This window comes from Actinomadura mexicana, assembly GCF_900188105.1.
GTDB lineage: Bacteria > Actinomycetota > Actinomycetes > Streptosporangiales > Streptosporangiaceae > Spirillospora > Spirillospora mexicana.
The window spans coordinates 315,039-341,062 of sequence record NZ_FZNP01000001.1; the positions used below are offsets into that span (position 1 = coordinate 315,039).

Here is a 26,024-nt window from a genome sequence, read left to right on the forward strand (position 1 = left end):
TTGCCATAGGGTTCCCCTGTGACTCTGAATCAGCTGCGCGCGTTCCTGCTCACCGTCCGGACGGGATCCTTCACCGCGGCCGCGGCGGAGCTGAAGATGGCGCAGGCGTCGGTGTCGGAGCTCATCCGCCGGATGGAGGAGGAGGCCGGGCTGGCGCTGTTCATCCGGGGCGGCCGGCGGCTCGTGCTGACCTCAGCCGGCGCGGAACTGCTGCCGTTCGCCGAGCAGGCCGTCTCCTCGGTGGACGAGGGGCGCGCGGCGCTGCGGTCCATCGGCTCCCTGGACGGCGGCGCGGTGACCTTCGGGCTGCTGCGCAACGCCTCCTTCTACCTGCTGCCCGACCTGGCCCAGCAGTTCCACGAGGCGTTCCCGAACGTCCGGCTCCGGCTCGTCGGGCAGAACTCCAGCGAGGTCGCCGCGGCCGTGTCCAGGGGCGAGCTGGAGGCCGGCCTGGTCGTGCTGCCGGTGGAGGACGCCGGGCTGCGGGTGACGCCGCTCATCCGGGACGAGGTCTTCTACGCCAGCGCCGACCCCGAGCGGCTCGCGGCGCCCATGACGATCCACCGCATGGCAGAGGCCGACCTGGTCATGTACGACGCCCGGTACGGCTGGTCCGACCCGACCCGCCGCCAGATCGCCGAACGGGCCCAGCTGGAGGGGCTGCGGATCGAACCGATCATCGAGGTGGAGCACGTCGAGGCGGCGCTCGCCCTGGTCGCCCGGGGCGTCGGCGACACGATCATCTCCCGGGCGGTCGCCGACAGCCCGTTCTGCCCGCCCGAGGTCGGGACCGTGTCGTTCGCCGAACCGCTGTACGACACCATCGCCTTCATCCAGCGCACGTCGTCGGTGCTGTCCCCGGGCGCCCGGGAACTGGCGCGGCGCGCGCGCAGCACCCTGCTGGCCGGGATCAAGGACCCGGCGCAGCGCGTCTACCCGGCGACGGGAGGGACGGCCCGGCGCCGTCCCGGCGTCAGCTGACCTCCCCGCCGCCCGGCGGCGTGAGGCCGGTCCGCACGAGTTCCCCGTACAGTTCGGGCCGCCGGTCGGCGATGACGTCGGCCAGGTCGGTCAGCCGCTTGCCGCGCGCCGCGACCAGGTCGAGGTCGGCCGTCGCGTGGCCGTCCCGCGTGCCGGTGCTCGCCCGGATCCAGCCGTCCGGGTCGACGAGGGCGGTACCCCGCGTCCACCGCTCCCCGCGTTCGAGCCCGGAGCGGTCGCAGCAGGCGACGAAGACGCGGCTGGCGCGGGCGGCGGCCATCGCGGCCACCACCTCGGGCGGATGCTCGCCGTCCGGGCGCGGCACCACCGGCCAGTTCGTCGGCACGGCGATGAGGTCGGCGCCCCGCAGCGCCAGGGCACGGGGCATCTCGGGGAACTCCAGGTCGTAGCAGATCAGCACGCCGATCCGGCCGTATGCGGTGTCGAGCACGGGCGGTTCCGCACGGCCGGGCGCGAACAGCGACTTCTCGCGGTCCCACAGGTGGGCCTTTCGGTAGACGGCGCGTACCCCCGTCCCGTCCAGCACCATGGCGCTGTTGTAGACCAGGCCGTCCGCGCCCTTCTCGCAGAACCCGGCGACGACCACGGCGCCGCCGCGCGCCGCTTCGGCGGACCACGCCGCCAGCCGCGGATCGTCCGCGTCGACGGACGCCTCCCGGGCCTCCCGCGCGCTCGCGAACAGGTAGCCGGAGGTCGCCAGCTCGGGAAGCACGACGATCCGCGCGCCGTTCGCGACGGCGGCGCGGATCGCCGAGCGGGCGCGCCGGATGTTTCCGGCCAGGTCGCCGAGGACGGGCGCGAACTGCACGCACGTCACGCGGGTCGCCGTCGGTGCCATCTCCATGCCCCCTGGTCGTCCGGTCAGAGCAGCGCGGCCGGCTCGTCCCGGAGGAGTTGCGCCATCACGTCGAACTCGTTGAACAGCGCCCACTCCTCGACGATCTCACCGTGCCGGACGTACAGCTGCGACATGCCCCAGATGTGCACCTGGCGGCCCGTCGGCGCGCCGTACAGCGAGTAGCCCTTGTGGGTGCCCGCGCCGCCCCAGCGCACGCTGACCCGGTAGCCCTCGTCCGGGTTGCCCATCCAGTAGACCTCGTCCACGTGGACGCCGAGGTCCGGGAACGTCGCCAGCAGGGCGCGGGCCATCGCCTTCACCTGCCCCCTGCCGTAGCCCTGCCGGTTGGTGGCGCCGTACCAGCGGACGTTCGGCGCGTAGAACCGGTCGACGGCGCTGAGGTCGCGGCGGTTGTAGGTGTTGTGGAAGAGGGCGCGGGCCCACTCCTCCACGTCGAACGGGCCGGAAGTGTCGGGCTCGGCGACGGCCACGGGCTTCCGCCCGCCCTGCAGGCGCTCCACCTCGGTCTGCTCGCGTTCGGTGTACGGCCGCAGCGCGCCGGCGTTCCCGAACTCGCGGGCGCAGGCCGCCACGTCGAGGCCGAGCTGCTGCAGCTTGGCCGCGGTGTTGTAGAGGACCCACTCCTCGTAGATCTCGTTGTCCCTGATGACGCAATTGGCGATCACCCAGGTGTTGAGGCGGCGGCGGGTCGGCGGGCCCCACCGCCAGTGGCCGGTGTGGTCGCCGATGTTCAGCGCGCGGTGGGACGTGACGAAGCCCTGCTCGTCGTCGCCCGCCCAGATCACCTCGTCGGCGTAGTGCCGCATGTTGGGGAAGGCGGCGATCGCCTGGATCGTTCCAGCGACCATCTCCTCGATGCCGTGCCGCGGGCCGCTGTCGTCGAACACGCGACAGCCCGGCGCGTAGGTGTCGTAGATGTAGCCGATGTCCTGGTCTTCCCAGATGCGGTGCGTGATCCGGACGATGTAGTCGACGATGTCGGTGTAGTGGTCCTCGAACCCGCGCAGCGACTGCTTGCGCCGGCTGTAGTCGCCGCCGGGGAGGGTGGCGCCGCGGCCCTCCGAGAGGGCGATCGAGAAGTCCGCCGGCATGACGCGGCCGGTGGACGACACCTGCGGCGCGGACCGCGGGGCCGCCGTCCCCCCGTCACTCGGCTCGCCGGGCTCCGTGGTCTCCGTCACTTGCCGCACTCTTTCTTGTACACGTACTTCTGGACCTCCGGCGTGGACAGGTTCGCGGGGGTCGCGAAGACGAGGTCGGAGTTCTGGTCGCGCGGCACCGGCTTGCCCGCCACCGCGTCCAGCGCCGACTGCACGCCGATCTGGCCCTCCTGGTAGGGATGCTGGACGATGGTGCCGTACATCTGCTTGCCGTTGAGCGCCGTCTCGATGGGTCCGGAGATGTCGAAGCCGATCAGCTTGACCTTCCCCGTCCGGCCCGATTCACGCAGGCCGGTGACGGCGCCCTCCGAGTTGGTGGTCGACATGGCGTAGACGCCGGTGAGCCGCGGGTTGGACGAGCTGGCGCTCGACGCGATCGAGGACGCCTTGGCGGTCTCGTTCTTGCTGTACTGGGTGCCGAGGTACTTCATCCCCGGGTACTTCTTCAACTGGTCGGTGAACCCCTTGGCGCGCGCCTCGCCGAGCGGGTTGCCGGGGTCGTTGTTCAACCCCATGATCTCGCCCTTGCCGCCGGTGGCCTTGGCCATCTCGTCCGCGGCGAGCGCGCCGCCCTTGAGGTTGTTGGAGATGATGTTGGTCGTCATGATCGAGCGGTCGTCCAGGTCGCCGTCCACGCCGATGATCTTGATGCCGGCGGCCTTGGCGAGCTTCAGCGGCGGGATCAGCGCCTTGGAGTCGGCCACCGAGATCATGATCGCGTCCGGCTTGTCGGCCGTCAGCGCGCTGACGATCGCCGACTGCTTCGCGGGGTCGAACTCCGGCGGCCCCTGCACGTCCAGCTTGGCGCCGAGTTCCTTCGCCTTCTCCTGGGCCCCGCACGCGACGGTGTTGTAGAAGGGGATGCCGGTCACGGCGGGGACGTAGACGATCCGCTTCTGCCCGGAGGCCGAATCCGACCCGGAGCCGCAGGCGGTGAGGGCCAGGGCGGCCACGCCGGCAGCGGCGGACAGCCGCAACGCGGTGCCGTATCTCATGAGGTCTCCTAGCTGCGATCGCGCCGGGCGCGCTTGAGGTGGTCGACGTAGACGGCCGCGATCAGCACGAAGCCGATGACGACCTGCTGCCAGTAGGGCTGGACGTGGGTGACGACGAAGCCGTTCTGCAGAACGGCGGGGATGAAGATGCCGACGACGGTGCCGAGGATGGTGCCGATCCCGCCGAACAGGCTCGTCCCGCCGAGCACGACCCCGGTGATGACCTGGAGCGCGTCGGTGGCGTGGCCGGAGATCGTGGTGGTGGCGAAGCGGGTGAGCGACATCGCGCCCGCCACCCCGGCGAGGCCGCCGCTGACGGCGTACAGCTTGATCAGGTGCCGGCTCACGTTGATGCCGGCGCGGCGGGCCGACTCCTCGTTGGAGCCGACGAGGTAGGTGTGGCGGCCGAACCGGGTGAAGGCGAGGATCAGCCCGCCGACCAGCGCGACGACCGCGGCGACATAGACCAGCCAGCTGAAGCCGAGCGGCCTGGACGTGGTGATCTTCAGCAGCGCGTCCGGCACGGTGGTGACGTCGTTGCCGCCCGTCATGATCTGGGACGCGCCGAGCGCCGCGCCCATGGTGCCGAGCGTGGTGATCAGCGCGGGGACCTTCAGCAGCGCGATGCACACGCCGTTCAGCACGCCCCAGGCGATGCCGGCGAGCACCGACGCCGCCATGCCCGCGACCACCACCATCGCGCCGTCGCCGCCGATCGCGGACATCGTCTTGGCCATCACCACCCCGGAGAACACCAGGACGGACCCGATCGACAGGTCGAAGCCGCCCGCCACCATGACGTACGTCATGCCGACGGCCATGACCAGCAGCACCGAGATGTCCAGCGAGATGTTGCGGCCGGTCGCGGTGGTGGGGAACGCCTCCGGCCGCAGCACCGAGAACAGCAGGACGAGCAGCGCCAGCACCAGGCCCATGTAGGCCGGCGAGGTGGACAGGAACTTGCGCAGCGGAGACCGGTGAGCGATCTTCAGGGCGCCGCCGGCGTCGTTCGGCCCGCTCGGTTCGTTCGTTGCGCCGGTCTCGTCCGCGACTTTCGCCGGGGTGACCGGTGCGGGGGTCTCGGTCATGCGGCCTTCCCTTCCAGAGCTCCGGTCATCGCACCGACCAGCTGTTCCACGGTCGCCTCCGCCGCCCGGTACTCGGCGACGCGACGGCCGAGCCGCAGCACCTGCACGCTGTCGGCGACCTGGAGCACCTCGGGCATGTTGTGGCTGATCAGCACGACCGCGATGCCCCGGTCCGCGACCCGCCTGATCAGTTCCAGGACCTTGCCGGTCTGCCGCACGCCGAGGGCCGCGGTCGGCTCGTCCATGAAGATCACCTTGTCGGCCCACATCACCGACCGGCAGATCGCGACGCTCTGCCGCTGGCCGCCCGACAGCGCGGCGACCGGGGCCTCGATGTCCTTGACGTCGGTGCCCATGTCGACGAACGCCTTCCGGGCCCGGTCCCGCATGGTCCTGCGGTCGAGAACGCCGAGCAGGCCGAGGAGCCCGGGCTTGAGCAGCTCCCGCCCGGCGAAGACGTTCTCCGCGGAGCCGAGTTCCGGAGCGAGCGCGAGGTCCTGGTAGACGGTCTCGATGCCCATGTCGTGGGCGCTCTCGGGCGAGCTGAAGGACACCCGCCTGCCGTCCAGCAGGATCTCGCCGCCGTCCGGGCTGAGCGCGCCGGAAAGAATCTTGACCAGGGTGCTCTTGCCTGCTCCGTTGTCCCCGATCAGGGCCGTCACCTCGCCGCGTGCGACGGAGAAGTCGACTCCCCGGAGCACCTCGACGTGCCCGTAGCTCTTGCCGATGCCGCGGGCCTGGAGTAGCGGGTCCGCCATCTGTGATCTCACCGACCTTTCCTTCGGTCCGGGCGCTGCGGACCGGTGTCCGCCGCCCTCGGCGGGGCGGCGGTCGCGCCGGGCCGTCCCGGTCGCCGCCGGCGGGTCGCCGAGCCGGCGGGAGGGCCGGCATGTGCGCCGGCCCACATCGAGTGGCTTGGCGCGAAATCTACGAGTCGCCGGATCCGAAGGACAACGCCGAATGATCCTCTGCCATCCACAGGGTTATCCTGTGCGCCCTCGGAAAGCCCTGTGGCGTAGGGGCTGCGGCGTCCGCGGTCAGTCCCGCGGGCCGAGGATCCGAGCGTGCGGGTTGCCCTCCGCGAGTCGGTGCAGGTGGGTGCGTGCGAGCCGGATGAACTCCGCGGTCGCCGCCGACAGGCGCGCGCCGCGCCGCTGGATCACCGCGATCTCGTCGTGCAGCGGTTCCTCCAGTGAGGCGCTGTGGAGGCCGGGCTCGCGCGTGCGCAGCACGGTGCTCGCCGCGATGGTGTCGCCGAGTCCCCGCCGGACGAGCTCCAGCGCGCCCTCGACCCGCTCGACCTCGACGTACGGCGCCATGGCCAGGCCGCGGGTCTGCATCCGTGTCGCGAGCTGGCGCCGGGTCGGATCCACGCCGGCCCATGCGGCGTCGTAAAGGATCAGCCGCCCCCGGGCCAGCATCTCCAGCGGCACCGGCCCGCCCGCCCGCCGCGGATCGGCGCTGACGTAGCGCACCTCGTCCCGCATGATCGAGGCGACGGTCAGGCTCTCGTCGTCGACCGGCAGGACGACCAGTCCCGCCTCCAGCCGTCCGGCGCGGACGGCGTCGGCGACCTCGGCGCTGTTCTGCCCGGGGAGCCGGAGGCGCACCCGCGGATGTTCCCGCAGGAAGGTCTCGGCGAGGGGGCCCACCAGGTAGTAGTCCGCATTGCGGAACAGGCCGAAGTTCGCGAGCCCGCCCTTGAGCCCGCGGACGTCGGCCACCGCCCGCTCCGCCTCCTCGGCCGCCCGCAGGGTCGCGCGGGCCTGGGGCAGCAGCGCCCGGCCGGCGTCGGTGAGCTGCAGCACGCGCCCGCGCTCGAACAGAGCCGTGCCCACGTGCCGCTCCAGGCGCCGGATCTGCTCCGAGACCGAGGGCGTCGCCAGGCGCAGCCGCTCGGCCGCGGCGGAGAACGAACCGGCTTCCACCGCGGAGACGAAGTACAGCAACTGGATCAGCGTCATTAAGGAAAAGCCTTTCGCTTCCTAAGGAAAGTGAGGGTACCCCTTCGCGAACACGGTCGGCTAACCTCGCGGCAACCGGGCAGTCGCGTGCGGCGGCCGCGCTCGGCTCGGCGTCACCGTGCTCGCCTCACGCCTGGACCGCCGGGCCGACCACGCCCTTTCATCCCGCCCGGCTCCGCCTGGTGGACGTTCGCCCCGCGTGACCGCCCGGCCCCTGACGAGGCGGGCCCCCTTGCCGCTCCCTCTTCGAACCTCTCGTATAAGGAGTTCCACCGTGCGTGTTCCCGCCGGCGACGTGACCCTGATCAAGAAGCCGCTGAAGATCGCCTCCAGCGCCGTCGACCCGCAGGTCCGCGACCGGGTGAGCGAGATGCTGTCGACGATCGAGAGGGACGGCATGGACGCCGTCCGCCGGTACTCCCGCGAACTGGACGACTGGGACCCCGAGTCCTTCGAGGTCACCGCCGACAAGGCGCAGGCGACCGCCGGCCTCGACCCGAAGCTGCGCGAGAGCATCGACTTCGCCATCGAGCAGGTCGCCGGGTTCGCCGCCCGCCAGCTCGCCACCCTCACCGACTTCGAGGCCGAGACGCTGCCCGGGGTCGTCCTCGGGCAGCGGCAGATCCCGCTCGCCCACGTCGGCGCCTACGCGCCCGCCGGGCGGGTGCCGATGCTCGCCAGCCCGTTCATGACCGTGAAGGTGCCCAAGGTCGCCGGCGTGGACCGGGTGATCGCGTGCACTCCGCCGCGCGCCGGCCGCGGCGTGCACGCGCCGACGCTGTACAGCCTCACCGCGTCCGGCGCTGACGCCGTCTACTGCCTCGGCGGCGTCCAGGCCGTCGCGGCGATGGCGTTCGGCCTGCTCGACGGCGCCGGCCCGGTGGACAAGCTCGTCGGTCCCGGCAACGCCTTCGTCGCCGAGGCCAAGCGGCAGCTGTACGGCCAGGTCGGCATCGACATGATCGCGGGACCGTCCGAGGTGGCGGTGATCGCCGACGACTCGGCCGACCCCGAACTGGTCGCCGCGGACCTGCTCGGCCAGGCCGAGCACGGCTTGACCTCGCCCGCCGCCCTGGTCACCACCAGCCGCGCCATGGCGGACGCGGTCATCGCCGAGATCGACCGCCAGCTCGACGATCTGGCGAAGGTCGGAGGGGCGGACGTGCCGGGTGCCGCCTGGCGCGACTACGGCTTCGTGCTGCTCGCCGCCGACCACGAGGACGCCGTCCGGCTGAGCGACCTCCTCGCGGCCGAGCACCTGGAGGTGCACACCGACCGCGACGACTGGTACCTGAAGAACCTGCGCAACTACGGTTCGCTGTTCGTCGGGCAGCGCGCGACCGTCGCGTTCAGCGACAAGGTGATCGGCACCAACCACGTGCTCCCCACCGCCGGCGCCGGCCGCTACACCGGCGGCCTGTCCGTCGCGTCCTTCCTGAAGACGGTGACCTGGCAGCGGATCGACACCGACGAGGGCGTCCGCACGGTCGCGCCGCACGTCGTCACCATCTCGCAGGCCGACCTCATGCCCGCACACGAAGCCACCGCGGCCAAGCGCCTGGCCCGCCTCCACCGCGACTGAGCTCAGGCCGCCTCCCAGCAGCCGGGCTTGACGCCGGTCAGTGGTGCCAGGGGAGGCGGACTGGGGCGGAGGGGGTGCGGCCTGCGAGGAGGTCGGTGAGGAGTTCGGTGAGCATGAGCGGGTAGACCGGTTCCTGCGCGCTCGCCAGTTCCGCCAGCGGCCACCAGCGGTGGGCGCTGACATGCTCGCGTTCGACCGGGGTGAAACCCGCGGTGTCGATATCGCGGGCGGGCGTGCGGAGCAGGAAGAAGTCGTCGCGGAACAGGCCGCGGGCCCAGCCGAGGTCCGCGTGGCCGGAGGCCAGGGCGACCTGCGGGCCGAGGTCCTCCGGGGAGACGATCAGGCCGGTCTCCTCGCGCAGCTCGCGGGCCGCGGCCGCGCGCAGGCTCTCGCCCTGCTCGACGCCGCCGCCCGGAGTGATCCAGCAGTAACCCGCCTCGGGCTTGCCGGCGGCCTTCGGCCAGCGGAACAGCAGGACGCGGTCGGTGTCGTCCACCAGCAGCACACGGGCGGTGCGCCGCCGGTAGACCTCGTCGGCCGGCGCGCCGGTCACGTGCCCAGTACGGAGTCCAGCTTGTCCAGCTGGGCGTCGTAGATGCGCTGCAGGCCCTTGGGGGCGAAGGTCCGCTCGAAGAAGCCCCCGATGCCGCCCGCTCCGTCCCAGATGGTGGTGATCTGGACGCGCGCGCCTTCGGTGGCCGGGGTGACCGTCCACGTGGTGACCATCGAGGAGTTGGCGTCCCGTTCCACCAGGCGGTCGCCGGCGGGGGCGCTCACGGTGAAGAGGCAGTCACGCACGCGCTTGCTGGTGGCGGCCAGCTTCCAGTGCACGACCGTGCCCTCGCCCTGACCGCCCTCCCGCACTTCGTACTCGCTGAAGTGCTCCGTCAGCATGCGGGAGCGCACCCCCGTGTAGTCACCGAGCGCTCCGAGCACCTGGTCCGGGCCGGCTTTCAGCGTTCTCTCCGCGGTCACCACGACTTGTCCCATGCGATCATCCTTTCACCGCGCCGGGCCGATGTCGCCCAACCCGCGCGCCACGCACCGCGGTGCAGCCTTCACGCGGCCGCAAGGCCGGACGACCGCCCCTCCCGACGGGTGAAGCGCGGCTTGAACCGGCCACCGGAGGGTGGGGACAGCGCCCGCTCCTCGTGGTTCTCTACGACTATCCCGGCAGTCGGGCGAGGGCCGATGCGGAGCCTTGGAGAGTCATGTGAACACGATCAGGTCTCGGACGCCGGCGACCCCGATGGAAGCCGCTCAGCGGAGCGCCAGGATCGCCGGTGTCTGGTTCGTCCTCACCTTCGTCCTCTCGATCCCGGCGGTGCTGCTGTACGACCCGGTCCTCAATGACGCGAACTACATCCTGGGAGCGGGCGCGGACACCCAGGTGCGGATCGGAGCCCTCCTCGAGATCCTGACCGCCGTCGCGAACGTCGCCACCGCGGTCGTGCTGTTCCCGATCCTGAAGCGGCAGAGCGAGAGCATCGCCCTCGGCTACGTCGGCACGCGGATCCTCGAGTCGACCGTCATCGTGATGGGGGTCGTCAGCGTGCTCGCCGTCGTGGCGTTGCGGCAGGACCTGGGAGGCGGCGCCGACGCCGCTCAGATCGGCCGGTCACTGGTGGCGTTGAAGGACCAGACGTTCCTGCTCGGCCCGGCCTTCTGCGCGGGCTTCGGCAACGGGCTGCTGCTGGGCTACCTGATGTACCGGTCGGGCCTGGTGCCACGCCCCATGGCGCTCATCGGGCTCGTCGGAGGCCCCATCGCCTGCGCGACCGCGACCGCGGTCCTGTTCGGCGCCTACGACCAGCAGTCCCCGGTGAACTTCTTGTTCACGGCGCCAGAGATCGTCTGGGAGGCGTCACTGGGCGTCTGGCTCATCACCAAAGGCTTCCGGCCCGTCCCCCTCATCACAGGAACGGCCCCCAAGACCGAACAGGAGCCCGACACGGCGTGACGATTCACGTCATCTGCTGTGAAGCACGTGGCTCAATGGACGGCAGTCCCGTTCCTGACACCCTGGGGGGTCAGTTCTTTTCGAGGATGGCGCCGAGGCGGTCCACGGTGGCACGGGACTGCAGGTGCAGGTCGGCGATGTCCAGTCCCTCGTCGCCCAGTACGACGAGCAGCCCTGTGCGCCGCACGGCGTAGACCACGATGTGACCGCTCTGGCAGCGGGTCACCACCTCGCGCAGCTCGCCCATGCCGACCTCGTTGCCCGCGCTTCGGCCGAGGCCCAGTGAGGCCGCGGCGAGCGCCGCCAGTACGTCGGGCCGGACCTCGTCGGTGTCGGAGGCCACCAGTATCCCGTCCACCGACGCCACGGCCGCGTCCGTGACTCCCACGACCTGACCGCGGAGTGCCTGCAGTTCCGCCAGCACGGCTTCGCGCATTCCCGTTCCCCCTAGATCGCCCCGTGACGGAGACGCGGTCAGACGCTGAGTTCGGTCTCGATACGCCGCAGGTGGTGCCGGGCGAGCGCCAGGTTGGCGCGTTCCCGGTTGAGCGCGAGGTAGAGGAACAGGCGGCCGTGGCCGCGCCCGAGGATGCGGATCAGATGGTATTGCCGGTTCAAGGTGATGAGGATGTCCTCGATGGTGTCGTCGATGGCCAACGACTCCAGGGTGCGGACCTTGGCGCGCACGACCTCGGTGTTGCCGGCGGCCGCGACGTCCAGGTCGAGTCCGGGGCCGCCTCCCAGCGCTCCAAGGGACATGCCGCTGTCATAGTCGACGAGGGCCACGCCGATCGCGCCCTCGACGGCCATGGCTTCCTTGAGCGCCGTTTCGATGTTCATACCACTCCCGACGAATTGCTTATTTTGGACGCTAATATATCTCGCTAACGGGCTTCCACAACCGGGAAACCTCGGATTCCGCCGATCCGGCACCGTGGCCACACTCAAAGGGGCATCCGGTACCACCAAAGAAGGCGAGAAGGGACAGATGGCATCACAAGCGCAGCCCCCGGGAGAACGCGGGCGTGACCACGCGGGCGTGCTGACCTCGGCACTGACCCGGCGCGGCCGGCAGCGGTTCACCGGAACGCTGCGGATGGACGGGTCCCCGGGAGGCGCGGTGAGCATGCGCGACGGCCTGGTGGTGGCCGCCTCCACCCCTGCCGCGCCGGGGCCCGAGCCGTTGCTGCTGCGGTCGGGGCGGATCAGCGAGGCCGACTGGAGCGCCGCCTTCACCGCCGGCGCCCCCGACGGCCGGCTGGAGCGCGAACTCGTCGTGCGCGGGCTCCTCGGTGACGCCGGCGTGCAGGTCATCACCCGCGCCGCGGTCGCTGACGCACTGTTCGCCATGGCACTCTGCGGGGTCCGCACCTGCACCGCCGACCCGGACGATCCCGCCCCGCTGCTCGCGTCCGACCCCGGCCTGGACACCGAACGGGCCATCCGCGAGGTCCGCCGCCGGCTCGATCTCGCCCATTCCTGGACCGCGCTCGGCCTGTCCATACGATCACGACCGCGGAGCAAGCAGCCGGCGGTCTCGGTGCCCGTCAACGCCCAGCGGCAGGAACTGCTCGCCAGAGTCAACGGCCGCCGGACACCCCGCGACATCGCCTTCGCAATCGGACGCGGCCTGTTCCCGGTCATGAGCGACCTGGCCACCCTCATCGCCGACGGGCTCGCCGCGATCGAGCCGCCCCTCATCGAAGGATCCGAGGCCGTCCTCGACCCGGCGCCGGGGAGCGGGCTCACGGCCCGCCCGTCAGAACCCCCGAGCGAGAGCATCCGATCGCAGGTGGCCCCGCCTCCCCCGCACCAGAGCGCTTTCTCCCAGGAGGCGGCCGGGCTGCCTCGACGCAGATACCGGAACACCGGCCCCTGACCACGGTTCCAGCGAAAGCCACCGGCCCGGCATCGCGCCTTTCAGCTATGCGAGCTCGCATAGCTGAAAGGGTGCGTCAACCCGACCGCCAGGCCGGACTTGGCCACCGTGTCGGACGGGGGCTACTCTTGCTCCGGCAATAACTTGATCTTGGGTGGAGGTCGTACGTGGCCGAGGATGGCCTGTCCCCGGAAATGGATCTCACTCGACCCAGCGTCGCGCGCATGTACGACTACTACCTGCACGGAAAGGACAACTTCCAGGTCGACCGGGACGCAGCGGACCGGGTCGCGCGGGCCATGCCGGAGATCGGTGAACTCGCCCTGGAGAACCGCTCGTTCCTGCGCCGCTCCGTGCGGTACATGGCGCGCCGGGGGATCCGGCAGTTCCTCGACATCGGCTCCGGGCTGCCGACCGTCGGCAACACGCACGAGATAGCCCACGAGATCGTCCCCGACGCCCGCGTCGTGTACGTCGACAGCGATCCGGTGGTCCTGGTGCACGGGCGCGCGCTGCTCGCGACCAACGAGTACACGACCGTCGCCCAGGCCGACATGCGCCGGCCCGCCGAGGTCCTCGGTCATGCCCGCGGGACCGGCCTGATCGACTTCGCGGCTCCGGTCGGCGTGCTGATGATCGCCATGACCCACTTCCTCACCCTGGAGGAGCGGGAAGGCGTGATGGCGCCCCTGCGCGAGGCCCTGGCGCCGGGCAGCCACCTCGCCGCGACGCACGTGACGACGGAAGGGCATGCCGCCGCGGCCGTCGAGCAGATCGAGGGGGCCTACGCGGCCACTCCGACCCCCATCTACTTCCGCGACAGAGCAGACATCGAGCTCTTCTTCGAGGGCTTCGAACTCGTCGACCCCGGCCTGGTCACCATTGATGCCTGGAACCCCGAAGACGACGAGATGGACAAACCGGCCGACGAGGTCGGCAAATGGCTCTACGGCGGCATCGGCCGCATCAACTGACCCGGGGCCTTCGGTCGTGATTCGGCGAACCCGATAAAGGAATTCCGCGAGACGCCCCACCCGTAGCCGAGCGGGGCCGCGTTCGTTGGGCGCCGGACGCTTCGCGGGGCTTACCCCGCGGGTGGAGAACTGTGCCGCGGGGGCGCGGGGCCAGAGACCGCCGTGCCCCTTCCTCGCGCCGAGCGCGGCACAGAGGGTGGTGTTCCATGACCCCTGTCGCCTGCTCCGGTGATCGCGAGACGCCGACCCGCGGTTCGGAGGGGGTGAAGCGGTGAAGCTGCGGCGCGGGCGCGTCGCCAGGCCGGTCGACGCGCTCATGGGACCGGCTCTGAGCGAGCACAAGTGGTATCGCAAGGCCGCCGAGCTGTCGGACACCGGGACGCTCACCATGGCGCGGCGGCTGCCGACGCTGATCGGGCAGGTGATGCGGCTCGCCTGGCGGGCGGGCCCGCGGGACCTGGCCGCGACGATCGCGTTCAACGTGGCCGCCGGGGTGTTCACCGCGTTCGGGCTGCTGGCCACCACCGGAGTGCTGACCGCGCTGTTCTCGGGGGGCCCGACCCCGGACCGGGTGCGGACCGCGGCGCCCGAGCTGGTGCTGGTGGGGGTGGCGGTCACGGTCCGGGCTGCGTTCTCGGCCGGGGCGCAGTGGGCGCAGGCCCGGCTGCGTCCGCAGGTCCAGCAGATCGTCGAGCAGCGGTTGTACGAGCTGACGACCGCGATCGAGCTGGCGGCGTTCGACGACGCCGAGTTCCAGGACGACCTGCATCGGGCCCGGCAGCGGGGCATGGACTCGGCCCCGTCCATGGTCGACAACGCGGTGGACCTGTTCACCGCCGCCGTCGGGGTCACTGCGGCGGCCGGCGCGCTCGGCGTGCTTCACCCGGCGCTGCTGCCCCTGCTGCTGCTGACCGCGCTGCCCGAGGGATGGGCGGCGGTCCGCGCGGCCCGGCTCGGATACCTGACCCAGCTGGACCTGGTGGAGGTGCGGCGGCGGAGCTGGATCATGTCCGATCTGATGACCGAGCGGCGCCACGCCGCCGAGGTCCGCTCCTTCACCGTCCGGGCCTTCCTGCTGCGCCAGTACGCCGCACTGGCCGCCCACATCCGCCGCGTGCTCCTCGACCTGGCACGCCGGCAGACGATGTCCCAGATCTGGGGAGACGTCCTCAAGGGGGTCGCGACGGCGTTGATGTACACGGCGCTGGGGCTGCTGCTGTGGCGGGGTGTGATGCCGCTCGCGGTGGCCGGAACGGCGGTCCTGGCGATCCGCGCTGGGCAGACCTCTCTCGTCAACCTCGTCTACGCGTTGAACCGCTGCTACGAGGACGGCCTGTACTTCAGCGACTACATGGCCTACTGCCGGACCGCCGAACAGCGCGTGCGACGGGCCCGCGCCGGCGAACCGGGCGACACGGAGAAGCAGCTTGAGGCGTTGCGCGGGTTCGGGAAGATCTGTGCCGAGGAGATCACCTTCACCTACCCCGACAGCGATGCCCCCTCGCTGCACGGGGTGTCGGTGCGGCTCGGGCGCGGGGAGATCGTCGCGCTGGTCGGGGAGAACGGATCGGGGAAGACCACCCTCGCCAAGATCCTCGCCGGCCTGTACGCCCCGCAGAGCGGCGTCGTCCGCTGGGACGGCACCCGCGTGAGCGATCTGGAACCCGAGGCCCTGCGGCGGGCCATCGCCGTCGTCGCCCAGGACCACACCCACTGGCCGATGACCGCCGCCGACAACATCACCATGGGCGACGACCTGGCCGCCGCGGGCGTCCGGGCGAGCGTCGACGAGGCCGCCACCACGGCCGGCGCCGACCAGGTGATCGCCGCCCTGCCCCTCGGCCTCGACACCCTGCTCGACAAGCGCTTCGCCAACGGGTGCGAACTGTCGGGCGGGCAGTGGCAGCGGCTGGCGGCCGCGCGCGGCTTCTACCGGGACGCGCCCCTGCTGATCTGCGACGAACCCACCGCCGCGCTCGACGCCCGCGCCGAGCACCACCTGTTCGACCAGATCCGCCGGCACGCCGCGCAGCACGGCCGCACCGTGCTGCTGATCACCCACCGGCTCGCGAGCGTCCGGCACGCCGACCGCATCTACGTCCTCGACGGCGGCCGCGTCACCGAACACGGCACCCACCACGAACTCGTCGCACTGAACGGCCTGTACGCCGAACTGTACGAACTGCAGGCATCGGCATACCGGCAAGGCCAGGACGAAGCCGCTCTCGCCACCGTCCCGAAAGGAGACGTCTGAGGAAGGTCCCCCATCATGAGGACGCCGTCCGCGGCGCGGGCACCTCGATCGGCACCGGTCGGCCCCGCGGGTCGGCGGGGTCAGGCGGGGAAGGCGATCGTGCTCATCAGGGCGTTGGCCTCCTGGCGGGAGTCCAGGCGGGTGTGCTGGACGACGATGGGCTCGTCGCTGGTGACCACGAGGCAGTAGTCGGTGCCGAGGGGGATCCGCTCCGGAGTGTCCAGGTCGTTGATGCGCTGATGGAAGGCCCGCCGGGCGGGGATGGCGAGGACGAACGGGCCTGCGGGTTCCCGGTCGGTGAAGTACACCTGCACCTCGACCCTGGCCTCGGTCTCCCCCGCGTTGAGCATGCAGATGCTGTCGTGGCTCGTCATCTCGGGCTCGGGGCCCGAACCGTAGGGCGGGATGTAGCCGTCGGCGACGACCCAGGTGTGAGAGCCGAGACCGGCCGGGTGCGGCGGCATGAGCGTTCCCTTCGTCAGAAGTCGTTGGCGCCGCGGGCGGTGAGGCCGCCGTCGACGTGGAGGTGGCTGCCGGTGACGTAGCCGGCCTTCGGGCCGAGCAGCCAGTCGATGGCCTCGGCGATCTCCTCGGGGCGGGCGAGGCGGCCCATCGGGATCTGGGTTCGGACGCGCTCGGCGATGTCGTCGTCCGCGCCTGTGGTGACGTCGAGCAGCGGGGTCGCGGTGGCACCGGGGACGACGCCGTTGACGCGGATCCCGTGCGCCGCGTATTCGATGGCGAGTGCTCTGACCAGGGCGGAGATTCCGCCTTTCGAGCTCGCGTAGGCGCTGTTGGCCCCTCCGGCGAACGCCACGAACGCCGAGGGCGACGACACGCAGACGATCGCGCCGGGAAGCCGCTCGGCCAGGAGCAGCCGGATACCGTCGCGGCAGGTGAGGAACGTACCGCTGAGGTTCACGCCGAGCACTCCCGACCAGTCCGTGAACGTCGTCTCGTGCGCCTCCCGCGCGATCTCCACGCCGGCATTGGCGACGATGTTGACGGGAACGCCCAGGTTGGCTCGGCAACGCGCGAAAGCGTCGGCCACCTCCCTTTCAGAGGAGATGTCGGCCGCGATCGCCAGCGCTCGCGGGGCTCCCCGCTCCTCCGCCTCCGCGGCGACCGCCCGGACGCCGGCCTCGTCCCTGTCCAGCAGGGCGAGGGGGTGGCCGGCCGAGGCCCTCAGCAACGCGGTGGCCCGGCCGATGCCGGAGGCGGCTCCTGTGATCAAAGTGGTTTCGCCGGGCATGTGCCTTCCCTGGTCTCGGTCGGTCTCCTGAAGCCGGACGGCATGGGTGGCGCGTCCGTGGTCTGGGTCACGGGCGCAGCAGGGCGGCCGCGTCGGTGTAGCGGCCCAGCGCCTCCGGGTCGAGCTGGATTCCGAGGCCGGGCGTGTCGGGGATGGCGAGCATCCCGTCGCCGTCGAGCCGCCAGGGCTCGGCGGTGACGTCGTCGACGTAGGGCGACCCGGTGACGTACTCGACGAGGTCCGTGCCCGGCAGCGCCGAGGCGAGGTGGAGGTCGGCGGCGAGCCCGACGGCGGTGTTCCAGCCGTGCGGGATGAGCCGCACGCCGTGGTCCTGCGCCGCCCACCCGATGCGGCGCTGCTCGCTCAGGCCGCCGACCTTGGTCACGTCCGGCTGGACGATGTCGAGGGCGCCGGCCTCCAGCCAGGGGTGGAAGCTCTGCCGCCGGGTCAGCACCTCTCCGCCCGAGATCGCCACGGTCGCCTCGCGGCGCAGGTGCGCGTAGTCGTCGAGGGCGTCGGGGCTGAGGGGCTCTTCGAACCAGGCGACATCGTGGCGGTCGAGCATCCGGGCCGTGCGCAGCGCCCACTTGTACCCGTTCGCCCAGGCGCTGTCGCTGCCGCCCGCGTCGACCATGAGCAGGGCGTCGGCTCCCACGGCCGCGCGGGCCGCGGCGACGATCCGCTCGTCGAGCTCGGCGCTGACCCGGCCGAACGGCCCCCAGCCGATCTTGAAGGCCCGCCAGCCGCGATCGGCCAGCCGCGCCAGCCGGTCGGTCAGGACCTCCGGCATGTCCATGAGCAGGGAGGCGTAGGGCCGGACGCGCTCCCGGTACCGCCCGCCCAGCAGGCGGCCGACGGGCTGCCCGGTGACCTGGCCGAGCACGTCCCACAGCGCCATGTCGATCCCGCTGATCGCGTGCGTCACGGTGCCGCCGCGGCCCATCCAGAACGTGGCCCGGTGCAGGCGTTCGGAGACCCGCTCCGGCTCGGTCGCCTCCTCCCCGATCAGCAGCGGCCGCAGAATCTCCAGGGCACCGCGGACCAGGGCCTCGCTGGTGAACACGCTTCCGACGCCGACCGGCCCTTCATCGGTGTGCACCGCCACCAGGGTGTGGACGACGTCGTCGGGGGCGAGCTCCTCCTGCCACCCGCCCTGCGGGGTGGCGCCCCTCAGACCGGCTGCGCGGATTTCACGGATCTTCATGGGTGTCCCGATTCGTTAGGGAACCGCCCCGAGGCGGTCGTGGTGGAGCGGACGGGCCGTGCGGTCGGCCGCGGCCGCTCAGCCGTGGTCAACGATCTTCTGCAGTTCGGACGCCAGCGCGGCCGCGGCCTGCTCCGGCGGTTCGGCGCCGCGTAGCGAGGCGTTGAAGTGCTTGGCCATCGCCAGCGACATGTCCGCGTAGTACGGCGAGATCGGCGGAGTCGTGGTGTGCGGCACGACCGTGCGGGCCCTGCCCAGGACGGGCATGGTCCTGAGCACCTCGGCGTCGCCGTACAGGCCGGTCAGCGTCGGCATCAGCGACCCCTCGGTCGCCCAGATCCGCTGCTGCGGCTCCGCGGCCAGGTACGTGATCAGGGTCCAGGCCAGGTCCTTGCGGCGGGACTCCCGGTTGAGGAAGAGGTTCCAGCCGCCGCCCACGTTGACATGCGGCAGGCCCTGCTGCGCGACCGGCAGTTCGGTCACGCCCACCTGGGATGGGCTCAGCTTCGACTGGGTCTCGTCGGAGACCACGCTGTACAGGTAGCCCCAGCTCCGCAGGAACACGGCCTTGCCGCCCACGAACGAGCCGGCGGACTCGTCCTCCTTGAACTCCGCGACGCTCGCGGGCGAGGCGCCGCTCGCGACGAGCCCCCGTGCGATCTGCAGCCCGCGCACCGCCGCCGGCTCGCCGACCGCGACCTTGCCGCTCCGCAGGACGTCGCCGCCCGAGGAGCGGATGAACTCGGTCCCGTTGACGGTGCCGCCCTCGTACCGCGCGCCCTGGAAGACGTACCCGTTGAGGATCTTCGTGTCCGCCTTGACCTTGAGGGCCATCTCCTGGAGTTCCTGCCAGGTCGCGGGCGGGCCGCTGTACCCGGCCTTCTCCAGGAGGTCCTTGCGGTAGTAGAGGAAGCCGGCGTCGTTGAACCACGGCACGCCGTACAGCTTGCCGCGGTAGGTGTTGGCGGCGATGGCCGCGGGCAGGAAGGCCGCGCGGGCCGCCGGAGCGAGCCGCGGGGTCAGGTCGGCGAGCCAACCGTGTGCGGCCAGTTGCGCGGGCCAGGAGACGTCGCCCGCGATGACGTCGATGTCGTCGGAGCCCGCCTGGAACTGCGTGCGGATCTGGTCGAAGTACGCGCCGGTGTCCGCCGGCATCGTCCGGTACTCGACGGTCACGTCGTGCGCCGCCTGGAACTGGGCCAGCGGTTTCCTGAGCAGCTCGCGCTGGTCGGTGGAGGCGGCGAGCACGACCTTGCGCCCGCCGCCGGCGTCGTCTCCTCCGCCGCAGGCGCCCAGCCCCAGGAGGGCGGCGCCGGCGGTGCCCGCCTGGAGGAACCGACGGCGGGACATTGTGGTGCCGGACACGGACATGCGTGGCGTCGACATGGTGGGTCCTTCCGCGAGGGACATCGCGATGCGGGGTGGGTCGGGCTGGACCGCCCGGGGCGTCAGCCCTTGAGCGCGCCGGCCATGAGGCCGGCGACCAGGCGGCGCTGGAAGACGAAGACGATGACCAGGATCGGAAGGGTCACCGTGATGGACGCCGCGGCCTGGGCGCCGAAGTCGATGGTGTGGGTGGTGGCGAAGCCCGGGATGGCGACCGTGACCGGCCAGTGGTCCTGGGAGAACAGGAAGGTGTTGGCGAACAGGAACTCGTTCCAGGCGAAGACGAACACCAGCAGTCCCGCGGTGACGACGCCCGGGGCGGAGAGCGGGAGGATGACGCTGGTCAGGACCCGGAATGTGGAGGCGCCGTCGACCCGGGCCGCCTCCTCCAGGTTCCGGGGCAGGGTGCGGAAGAACGCCGTCAGGAGCCACACCGTCAGGGGCAGCGCGAACGCGCTGTCCACCGCGATGATCGCCGCGTAGGTGTCCAGCAGGCCGAGCTCGCGGAACTCCTTGAACAGCGGCGCGATGATGGCGACGGTGGGGAAGAAGGCGAGGGCGAGGAACCCGGTGAGCAGGACGGCCTTGCCCCGGAAGCGCACCCGGGCCAGCGGGTAGGCGGCCAGCACGCCGAAGGTGAGCGAGACCAGCGTGGTCGTGCCGGCGATGAGCACGCTGTTGAGCAGCGCCCGGCGGAACTCGGGGGCGCCGAACACGGTGGAGTAGTTGGAGAGCGTCGGGTGGGGCGGGACGATGGGCGGCGGCGTCGCGAGCAGGTCGGCACGCGTGCTGATGCTCATCTTGAGCACCCACACGACCGGTGCGACGACGGCCAGGACGAACAGGGTAAGAAAGAGGTAGAAGAGGGCGTCGCGCGCCCGGGCGCCTTTCCGGCTCGGGTCGGACGAGGTCGTCGCTGCCATGGCGTCAGTCCTGTTCTCCCGGGTCGGACCGCAGGGTCCGCATGTAGATCAGCGCGATGACGATCGAGGACAGGAACACCAGGACCGCCGCCGCGGTCCCCTTCGCGAAGGCGAGTTCGCTGATCCGGACGGTCCTGTAGACGTAGGTGGACAGTGATTCCAGTTGCCGGTCGCTCATCACCCAGAACAGGTCGTAGACGCTCCAGGCCTCCAGCGTGCGGAACAGCAGCGCGACCAGGATCGCCGGCCTGAGCATCGGCAGCGTGATGCGCCACAACCGCACCAGCGGACCGGCGCCGTCGACGAACGCGGCCTCGTTCAGCTCCTCCGGGATGGTCTGCAATCCGGCCAGGAGGAGCAGCGTCACGAAGGGCGTGGTCTTCCAGACGTCCACCCCGATCGAGGCGATCATCAGGGAGTGCTGGTCGGACACCAGGGAGGCGTCGCCGAACCCGATCTGCCGAGCCAGGTACGGGACGATGCCGACCTGGTCCTGGAGCATGAGGCGCCACATCAGGGCCGACACCACGACCGGGAACGCCCAGGGCACGAGCACGGCCGAGCGGACGAGGCCGCGGGCGCGGAAGCGGCGGTGCAGCGCCAGCGCGGCGGCCAGCCCGATCCCGAACTCCAGCACGACGCTGACGGCCGTGAAGACGGCGGTGTTGAGGCTCGCCGTGACGAAGTCCGGGTCGTCGAGGAGCGCGCGGTAGTTGGCGAGCCCGTTGTACCGTCCCGTTTCCGCCACGCTCGCGTCGTGGAAGCTCAGGTAGAGCGTGTAGAGGACGGGGACGAGCGCCACGGCGCCGACCAGGAGAACGGCGGGCGACAGCATGGCCACCGCCAACCGGCCTTCGGCGTTCGCGTATCCGCGGGCCCGCGGGGGCCCGCCGGTCACCGGGACCGTCCGGCCCGCCGGCCGGGTCGCCCTCAGGGACATGCGCCGTCCCCCTCTCCGCCGTCGGCGTCGAGGACGACGCCCTCGTCCGCCGCGAGTTCGAGGGCGCCGGTGAGGCGGGCCCCGGTCCGGCCGCGATCGGCCGTGGAGAGCACGACGGTCGCCGCCCCCGGCAGCGGGACGCGCAGCGGACGGCCCGTCAGGTTGAGCATGACGATCTTGTGGTCGGAGCCGGCCCGCCGCTCGTACGTCAGGCATCCCTCCGGCGCGCCGGGCAGACCGCGGTAGGAGCCCTCGCGCAGCGCGGCGCTGTCGCGGCGCAGCGCGATGAGCGACCGGTAGAGGCAGAGCAGGGAGCCGGGATCGGCGAGCTGGGCGGCGACGTTGAGGGTCGCGGCCTCGGCCGAGACCGGCAGCCACAGGTCCCGCGCGGGGGCGGTGGAGAATCCGGCGTTGGGCCCGTCGTCCCAGGGCATCGGCGTCCGTATCGGGTCGCGCGACCTACCGCCGGGAGTGAGCCCGAAGGTGTCGCGCTGCCGCTCGCGGGGGACGTCCTGGTCCGGCATGCCGAGTTCATCGCCGTAGAAGATGATCGGCGTGCCGCGGAGGGTGAGCAGCAGCATGGCGGCCACCCGGGCCTGGTCCCGTCCGAGGCGCGTGGCCAGGCGGGGCCGGTCGTGGTTGCCGAGTGCCAGGATCGGCCACGCGTCGTCCGGCGTCGCGGCGTCCAGATCGTCCAGTTCGCGGGCGAGGTCGGCCGCCCGCCACGGAGTCTCGATCAGACGGAACGCGAACGGCATGTGGATCTCGTCCTGGTCGGCGCCGAAGAAGCTCGCCCAGTCCGACCACCCCATGGCCTCGATCTCGCCGACGAGCACCCGGTCGGGGTACTCGTCCACCACGGCGCGGATGGCGCGCAGGACGCCGTGCACGTCCGGATGCAGCCGGTCGTGGATGTGCTTCTGGGAGCCGAAGTCGTCGTGCTGGACGTCGTAGACGTTGCGTTCGGCCGCGGGCTGTACCGGGTTGTCGCGGAGCTCGGGGTCCTTCATCAGCATGTGCGCCACGTCGATGCGGAAGCCGTCGACGCCGCGGTCCAGCCAGAAGCGCAGGACGTCGAGCATCGCCTCGACCACCTCGGCGTTGCGCCAGTTGAGGTCCGGCTGCTCCTTGAGGTGGGAATGCAGGTAGTACTGGCCGGTCCGGGGGTCGAACTCCCAGGTGGAGCCCCCGGCCTCGCTGACCCAGTTGTTCGGCGGCGACCCGTCCGGCCCGGGGTCTCGCCAGACGTACCAGTCGCGCTTGGGGTCGTCGCGCGAGGACCGCGACGCCACGAACCAGGGATGCTGGTCGGAGGTGTGGTTCGGGACGTAGTCGGCCAGCAGGCGCACGCCGCGGCGGTGCGCCTCCGCCACGAGCCGGTCGAAGTCGGCCATCGTGCCGAAGACGGGCTCGATGTCGCAGAAGTCGCTGATATCGAAGCCCTGGTCGAGCAGCGGCGAGCGGAAGCAGGGGCTCAGCCAGACCGCCGACACGCCGAGCGTGCCGGCGAGGTAGTCCAGCGCTTCGATCAGGCCCCTGATGTCGCCGGTCCCGTCGCCGTCGCCGTCGCGGAGGCTCGCCATGTGGTTCTCGTAGAACACCGCCGTCCGCCACCACGGCGCCGCCTCCGCGACGGCGTGTTCAGGCCGCCCCTGGGTCCGTACAGATGGTTCGTTCATGGGGGTGAGGACCTCCGTAGGTGAGGCGGAAACCGTCGCCCACGCGGGGCAATGCACGAGTTTCCGCAGGTAGTGCCGTCGGGGAGGCGTGCGATCCGAACAGTACACGAGGGTTGGTGATTGTCAACAATTACCAATCAACAGTCGATTGTGAGACACTGAGCTCCCGACGACGACCAGAGAGAGGACCCCGACCTCATGGCCGGCCCCACGCTCCCCCGCGTCTCCCAGGACTCCCGCAGGCAGCGGGTCGCCGATGCGCTCCGGGAGGCGATCATCAAAGGTGAGCTGCGTCCGGGCGACCGGCTGGTCGAGCTGGACCTGTCGGCCCAACTGGGCACCAGCCGCGGCCCCATCCGCGAGGCGCTCCGCCAGCTCGAGCAGGAGGGGCTGGTCGTCAGCTACGCCTACCGGGGCACGCTGGTGGCGGACATCTCCCAGGAGGAGATAGAGCAGGTCCTGGTCCCCATCCGCATCGTCATCGAGCGCTTCGCCTTCCAGATCGCCATGCCCTTGCTGGACGAGTCGGACTTCTCCGCCCTCCGGAGTCTCGTCGCCGAGATGCGGGAGGCCGCCGAGGCGGGCGACGCCGACCGGATGGCCGACGCCGACCTCCGGTTCCACGAGCTGGTCATCGAGCGCTCCGGCCAGACCCACTGCATGCAGCTCTGGCGCACCATCCAGCCGCGCGTCCGCGCGTACTTCCGCCGCGACGCGTCCGGCCACACCGACCGCCATACCGTCGCGGAACAGCACTCGGCCCTCATCGACGCACTCGCCGCCGGCGACCCGGTCCGCCTGGGGACGGCCGTGGACGAGCACATCCACATCCACCTGGACGAGGCGTCAGCCAAGGCGGACGCCAACGAGTGACGGCGGTCCCGATGGGCGCAAAGGGCTCGGCATAGCGCGCAGGCTCCCACCGTAGGTCCCACCCGGCGGGATGGATGTGCGGAGGAACTGTCGGCCTTCAGGCCATGGGCGAATTTTGCGACGTTCCAGTCGACCCCCGTCGCGGACGTCCGCGCCCCGCTCCTCCGCGGGCTTCCGGTGCTCCTTCCCCGGCTTTCCGGTTTCGACGGGATACCGGATTCGGACAGTCGGTAAGTAGGCGGATAGCGTATTGGGCTTTCGGCGACCGGTGATCATTTTTTAGGATGTTCTCGGGTGAGGGGGTCCGTCGATCCGGACGCCGGCATGCCCTGAAGGGCGCGGTCGGCCCATGGAACGGAGAACGCCTTTTGAGTTCGCGCGAATCGTGGAGACGGCTGTCGCGGATCGTTCCCCTCATCGTCGTCGGGGCGCTGATCGCCACGATGGCCGGGCTCGGCGTGGGCGCGCTCGTCCATCCGGGTGATCTCGCGGGCTCGGCCCGGTACTCCTTACTCGCGGGGTTCCTGCTGGCGATCGGCCTGTACGGGAGCACGCACGAGATCGATCTCGGGGCGCTCAGGCGGGACGCCCGGGGCGTCCTGGTGGCCGTCACGCTGGGCGTGGTCATCAAGGCGGCCCTGATCGCCGGCGTGATGCTGCTGGTGTTCCAGGACGCCCGCTACCTCGTTCTCGGTATCGCCGTCGCGCAGATCGATCCCCTGTCGGTGGCCGCGATGCGGGCGAGCAGCCGGATGTCGTCGCGGGCGAAGGCGCTCCTGTTCGCCTGGGCCTCGTTCGACGACCCCGTGACGGTACTGCTCTCCCTCTACTTCTCGATTCTCGCCTTCCGGCTTTCGGGCCGGGAGGGGGCGCCGCAGGCCGGCCCGTCGGGGGACGGGCTCGGCGCCTACCTGTCCGATCTGGGGTTGAACCTCACGCTGGTGGCCGCGGCCTATCTGGTCTTCGTCGCGTTGCGGCACCTGCGGACCCCGGGCCCGGAGGTCGTGCCGGCACGGGTCGGGAGACCCCTCGCGGAGCGGGGCGCGGGTACGGGCGGGCGGTTCGCAGAGCTGCTCTCGCTGGCGGTGCTGGTGGGCGTCTTCCTCGTCGCGGCCCAGTGGATGCTGATGCTCGCCGTGGCGCTGACCGGTCTCTTCTTCAGGGTCCGGACGTACGCGAAGGTGATCGACCGCGCCGTGGCGACCGCCTTCCTGGTCGCCTCCTTCGCGCTCGGCCTGCTGCTGGTGGACGGCGTCGACCTGCTTCCCGCGCTGGTGCTGGGGGTGGCGGCGTTCGGCGCCCAGGCGCTCATCTCGCTGCTCGTGGTGCCCGTGCTGAAACACGGGCTGAGCCGTCGCGACCGCGTCCACCTGGCCCTCGGCCAGCAGAACGGGATCACCGCGATCATTCTGGCGCTGGCGCTGGAGCCCGACTTCCGCGGCACCGTCGGGATCGTCGCGCCGGCGATCCTGGTCGTGAACGTCCTGCACTACGCCTCCAACGGAGTGCTGAACCGGTTCGCCGGCGATCCGCCGCATCCCCCGCTCGAAGAACCCGACCGGCCCGGGAGCCCGTTTCCGCTCGGTGCGCTGTCCGGCCCGCCGGATCCCGAGCCGGCCTCCGAGGTCGACGCGTGTGCCTCCGCTTCCGGCGCCGACTCGGAAACGTGATCCCGCCTGACGGGGCGCGGCGCGGGCATGCCCCCCGATTCGTTGCCGGCCGGAACACGGAAAACGCGCCATGGGACATAGTCGTCATTGCGGGATGAGGCTAACCTCGACCGTGCCCATGCGGGATGACGGAAGTGACCTCGGCACTGCGGCCGAATTCGGTCAACCCCAAAGAACTGCCGTACCAGCCGAATAGAGTGAGCGATGGACGATGCAAGTGAGGAACTCCCGACCACCATCATCGACGTGACCGACTTCGATCTCGACCAAATGGACGCGCTGCCGAGCGAGGCCCTCCGCAGAGCCGTCAACCGCATCTATTGCGAGAACCTGCAGGAATCGGCCTTGTATCTCACGTTCAATGCGCGAATATGAAAGGG

26 protein-coding genes are annotated in these 26,024 nt (G+C 71.1%); 9 read left to right on the top strand and 17 right to left on the bottom strand.

The genetic code is table 11. The features are described from left to right. The first annotated feature begins 18 nt into the window (after positions 1–18). Positions 19–981, top strand: coding sequence for a LysR family transcriptional regulator (locus CHC11_RS01305; RefSeq protein WP_089309696.1), 963 nt, complete (start codon positions 19–21; stop codon positions 979–981). Here the strand turns inward: CHC11_RS01305 and CHC11_RS01310 are convergent. From CHC11_RS01310 to CHC11_RS01335, 6 genes are all read right to left on the bottom strand, one after another. After that, positions 974–1,840: a nitrilase-related carbon-nitrogen hydrolase gene (locus CHC11_RS01310; RefSeq protein ID WP_089310252.1), complete on the bottom strand. Its 867-nt coding sequence runs from the start codon at positions 1,838–1,840 to the stop codon at positions 974–976. The genes CHC11_RS01305 and CHC11_RS01310 overlap by 8 nt on opposite strands. Positions 1,841–1,863: 23 nt before the next feature. Continuing rightward, positions 1,864–3,042 (bottom strand): ester cyclase, encoded by a 1,179-nt coding sequence (locus CHC11_RS01315; protein WP_218825893.1) that lies wholly within the window; start codon positions 3,040–3,042, stop codon positions 1,864–1,866. Continuing rightward, positions 3,039–4,016 carry an ABC transporter substrate-binding protein gene (locus CHC11_RS01320; protein ID WP_089309697.1) on the bottom strand — a complete coding sequence of 326 codons (978 nt, stop codon included), beginning with the start codon at positions 4,014–4,016 and terminating at the stop codon, positions 3,039–3,041. The genes CHC11_RS01315 and CHC11_RS01320 overlap by 4 nt, the downstream gene beginning before the upstream one ends. Before the next feature lie 8 nt (positions 4,017–4,024). Then, positions 4,025–5,104 (bottom strand): ABC transporter permease, encoded by a 1,080-nt coding sequence (locus tag CHC11_RS01325; protein WP_089309698.1) that lies wholly within the window; start codon positions 5,102–5,104, stop codon positions 4,025–4,027. Then, a complete protein-coding gene (locus tag CHC11_RS01330) occupies positions 5,101–5,874 on the bottom strand; it encodes an ATP-binding cassette domain-containing protein (protein WP_245918648.1) in 774 nt (257 codons plus the stop codon). Before CHC11_RS01330 ends, CHC11_RS01325 begins: the two co-directional genes overlap by 4 nt. A 267-nt stretch (positions 5,875–6,141) precedes the next feature. Next, positions 6,142–7,068 carry a LysR family transcriptional regulator gene (locus CHC11_RS01335; RefSeq protein ID WP_089309700.1) on the bottom strand — a complete coding sequence of 309 codons (927 nt, stop codon included), beginning with the start codon at positions 7,066–7,068 and terminating at the stop codon, positions 6,142–6,144. Between the two features lie 274 nt (positions 7,069–7,342). On the opposite strand from CHC11_RS01335, the gene hisD reads away from it, so the two are divergent. Then, entirely contained in the window at positions 7,343–8,650 is a 1,308-nt protein-coding gene (hisD, locus tag CHC11_RS01340) for a histidinol dehydrogenase (RefSeq protein WP_218825894.1), read from the top strand. A gap of 37 nt (positions 8,651–8,687) precedes the next feature. On the opposite strand, the gene CHC11_RS01345 is transcribed toward hisD, so the two are convergent. Both CHC11_RS01345 and CHC11_RS01350 read right to left on the bottom strand, forming a co-directional pair. After that, on the bottom strand, positions 8,688–9,203 hold the full coding sequence (locus tag CHC11_RS01345; RefSeq protein ID WP_089309701.1) for an NUDIX hydrolase: 516 nt from the start codon (positions 9,201–9,203) through the stop codon (positions 8,688–8,690). Next, entirely contained in the window at positions 9,200–9,640 is a 441-nt protein-coding gene (locus CHC11_RS01350) for an SRPBCC family protein (RefSeq protein ID WP_089309702.1), read from the bottom strand. The genes CHC11_RS01345 and CHC11_RS01350 overlap by 4 nt, the downstream gene beginning before the upstream one ends. A 259-nt stretch (positions 9,641–9,899) precedes the next feature. Between CHC11_RS01350 and CHC11_RS01355 the strand changes: the two genes are divergently transcribed. Then, positions 9,900–10,610 (top strand): DUF4386 domain-containing protein, encoded by a 711-nt coding sequence (locus tag CHC11_RS01355; protein ID WP_089310255.1) that lies wholly within the window; start codon positions 9,900–9,902, stop codon positions 10,608–10,610. A 70-nt stretch (positions 10,611–10,680) separates the two neighbouring features. Here the strand turns inward: CHC11_RS01355 and CHC11_RS01360 are convergent, their stop codons facing one another. Together CHC11_RS01360 and CHC11_RS01365 are read right to left on the bottom strand one after the other, a co-directional pair. Continuing rightward, positions 10,681–11,046 carry a roadblock/LC7 domain-containing protein gene (locus CHC11_RS01360; protein ID WP_089309703.1) on the bottom strand — a complete coding sequence of 122 codons (366 nt, stop codon included), beginning with the start codon at positions 11,044–11,046 and terminating at the stop codon, positions 10,681–10,683. 38 nt (positions 11,047–11,084) lie between these two features. Further along, on the bottom strand, positions 11,085–11,450 hold the full coding sequence (locus CHC11_RS01365; RefSeq protein ID WP_089309704.1) for a hypothetical protein: 366 nt from the start codon (positions 11,448–11,450) through the stop codon (positions 11,085–11,087). A 148-nt stretch (positions 11,451–11,598) separates the two neighbouring features. Between CHC11_RS01365 and CHC11_RS01370 the strand changes: the two genes are divergently transcribed. From CHC11_RS01370 to CHC11_RS01380, 3 genes are all read left to right on the top strand, one after another. Further along, on the top strand, positions 11,599–12,489 hold the full coding sequence (locus tag CHC11_RS01370; RefSeq protein ID WP_143226877.1) for a hypothetical protein: 891 nt from the start codon (positions 11,599–11,601) through the stop codon (positions 12,487–12,489). Between the two features lie 194 nt (positions 12,490–12,683). Beyond that, positions 12,684–13,463, top strand: a complete 780-nt coding sequence (locus CHC11_RS01375; protein ID WP_089309706.1) for an SAM-dependent methyltransferase — start codon at positions 12,684–12,686, stop codon at positions 13,461–13,463. 271 nt (positions 13,464–13,734) lie between these two features. Next, positions 13,735–15,717 (top strand): ABC transporter ATP-binding protein, encoded by a 1,983-nt coding sequence (locus CHC11_RS01380; protein ID WP_245918649.1) that lies wholly within the window; start codon positions 13,735–13,737, stop codon positions 15,715–15,717. Positions 15,718–15,797: 80 nt separating this feature from the next. Here the strand turns inward: CHC11_RS01380 and CHC11_RS01385 are convergent, their stop codons facing one another. The 7 genes from CHC11_RS01385 to CHC11_RS01415 form a co-directional block, all read right to left on the bottom strand. Further along, positions 15,798–16,181: a sensory rhodopsin transducer gene (locus tag CHC11_RS01385; protein ID WP_089309707.1), complete on the bottom strand. Its 384-nt coding sequence runs from the start codon at positions 16,179–16,181 to the stop codon at positions 15,798–15,800. Between the two features lie 14 nt (positions 16,182–16,195). Beyond that, complete coding sequence (locus CHC11_RS01390; protein ID WP_218825896.1) at positions 16,196–16,969, bottom strand: SDR family NAD(P)-dependent oxidoreductase; 774 nt, start codon at positions 16,967–16,969, stop codon at positions 16,196–16,198. Positions 16,970–17,036: 67 nt separating this feature from the next. Continuing rightward, complete coding sequence (locus tag CHC11_RS01395; protein WP_089309709.1) at positions 17,037–18,173, bottom strand: mandelate racemase/muconate lactonizing enzyme family protein; 1,137 nt, start codon at positions 18,171–18,173, stop codon at positions 17,037–17,039. Positions 18,174–18,251: 78 nt separating this feature from the next. Then, positions 18,252–19,559, bottom strand: coding sequence for an ABC transporter substrate-binding protein (locus CHC11_RS01400; protein ID WP_218825925.1), 1,308 nt, complete (start codon positions 19,557–19,559; stop codon positions 18,252–18,254). A gap of 62 nt (positions 19,560–19,621) precedes the next feature. Then, positions 19,622–20,482 carry a carbohydrate ABC transporter permease gene (locus CHC11_RS01405; protein ID WP_089309711.1) on the bottom strand — a complete coding sequence of 287 codons (861 nt, stop codon included), beginning with the start codon at positions 20,480–20,482 and terminating at the stop codon, positions 19,622–19,624. Positions 20,483–20,486: 4 nt separating this feature from the next. After that, entirely contained in the window at positions 20,487–21,422 is a 936-nt protein-coding gene (locus CHC11_RS01410) for a carbohydrate ABC transporter permease (RefSeq protein ID WP_089309712.1), read from the bottom strand. Beyond that, positions 21,413–23,101, bottom strand: coding sequence for an alpha-amylase family glycosyl hydrolase (locus CHC11_RS01415; protein WP_089309713.1), 1,689 nt, complete (start codon positions 23,099–23,101; stop codon positions 21,413–21,415). Before CHC11_RS01415 ends, CHC11_RS01410 begins: the two co-directional genes overlap by 10 nt. A 198-nt stretch (positions 23,102–23,299) precedes the next feature. On the opposite strand from CHC11_RS01415, the gene CHC11_RS01420 reads away from it, so the two are divergent. The 3 genes from CHC11_RS01420 to CHC11_RS40990 all read left to right on the top strand — a co-directional run bounded on the left by CHC11_RS01420 (position 23,300) and on the right by CHC11_RS40990 (position 26,019). Next, entirely contained in the window at positions 23,300–23,974 is a 675-nt protein-coding gene (locus CHC11_RS01420) for a GntR family transcriptional regulator (RefSeq protein WP_089309714.1), read from the top strand. Between the two features lie 368 nt (positions 23,975–24,342). Beyond that, positions 24,343–25,644 (top strand): cation:proton antiporter, encoded by a 1,302-nt coding sequence (locus CHC11_RS01425; RefSeq protein ID WP_089309715.1) that lies wholly within the window; start codon positions 24,343–24,345, stop codon positions 25,642–25,644. Positions 25,645–25,848: 204 nt separating this feature from the next. Further along, the gene (locus CHC11_RS40990; protein WP_179278629.1) at positions 25,849–26,019 is read left to right on the top strand and encodes a hypothetical protein; all 171 of its coding nucleotides are present in this window, start codon (positions 25,849–25,851) and stop codon (positions 26,017–26,019) included. Positions 26,020–26,024 lie beyond the last annotated feature (5 nt).

Coding starts and splice junctions, on each gene's coding strand:
- CHC11_RS01375 (WP_089309706.1), top strand. CDS start 12,684: ATGGATCTCACTCGACCCAGCGTCGCGCGCATGTACGACTACTACCTG.
- CHC11_RS01350 (WP_089309702.1), bottom strand. CDS start 9,640: ATGGGACAAGTCGTGGTGACCGCGGAGAGAACGCTGAAAGCCGGCCCG.
- CHC11_RS01410 (WP_089309712.1), bottom strand. CDS start 21,422: ATGTCCCTGAGGGCGACCCGGCCGGCGGGCCGGACGGTCCCGGTGACC.
- CHC11_RS01395 (WP_089309709.1), bottom strand. CDS start 18,173: ATGAAGATCCGTGAAATCCGCGCAGCCGGTCTGAGGGGCGCCACCCCG.
- CHC11_RS01420 (WP_089309714.1), top strand. CDS start 23,300: ATGGCCGGCCCCACGCTCCCCCGCGTCTCCCAGGACTCCCGCAGGCAG.
- CHC11_RS40990 (WP_179278629.1), top strand. CDS start 25,849: ATGGACGATGCAAGTGAGGAACTCCCGACCACCATCATCGACGTGACC.
- CHC11_RS01370 (WP_143226877.1), top strand. CDS start 11,599: ATGGCATCACAAGCGCAGCCCCCGGGAGAACGCGGGCGTGACCACGCG.
- CHC11_RS01310 (WP_089310252.1), bottom strand. CDS start 1,840: ATGGCACCGACGGCGACCCGCGTGACGTGCGTGCAGTTCGCGCCCGTC.
- CHC11_RS01355 (WP_089310255.1), top strand. CDS start 9,900: ATGGAAGCCGCTCAGCGGAGCGCCAGGATCGCCGGTGTCTGGTTCGTC.
- CHC11_RS01320 (WP_089309697.1), bottom strand. CDS start 4,016: ATGAGATACGGCACCGCGTTGCGGCTGTCCGCCGCTGCCGGCGTGGCC.
- CHC11_RS01325 (WP_089309698.1), bottom strand. CDS start 5,104: ATGACCGAGACCCCCGCACCGGTCACCCCGGCGAAAGTCGCGGACGAG.
- CHC11_RS01365 (WP_089309704.1), bottom strand. CDS start 11,450: ATGAACATCGAAACGGCGCTCAAGGAAGCCATGGCCGTCGAGGGCGCG.
- CHC11_RS01385 (WP_089309707.1), bottom strand. CDS start 16,181: ATGCCGCCGCACCCGGCCGGTCTCGGCTCTCACACCTGGGTCGTCGCC.
- CHC11_RS01405 (WP_089309711.1), bottom strand. CDS start 20,482: ATGGCAGCGACGACCTCGTCCGACCCGAGCCGGAAAGGCGCCCGGGCG.
- CHC11_RS01335 (WP_089309700.1), bottom strand. CDS start 7,068: ATGACGCTGATCCAGTTGCTGTACTTCGTCTCCGCGGTGGAAGCCGGT.
- CHC11_RS01390 (WP_218825896.1), bottom strand. CDS start 16,969: ATGCCCGGCGAAACCACTTTGATCACAGGAGCCGCCTCCGGCATCGGC.
- CHC11_RS01400 (WP_218825925.1), bottom strand. CDS start 19,559: ATGTCGACGCCACGCATGTCCGTGTCCGGCACCACAATGTCCCGCCGT.
- CHC11_RS01360 (WP_089309703.1), bottom strand. CDS start 11,046: ATGCGCGAAGCCGTGCTGGCGGAACTGCAGGCACTCCGCGGTCAGGTC.
- CHC11_RS01415 (WP_089309713.1), bottom strand. CDS start 23,101: ATGAACGAACCATCTGTACGGACCCAGGGGCGGCCTGAACACGCCGTC.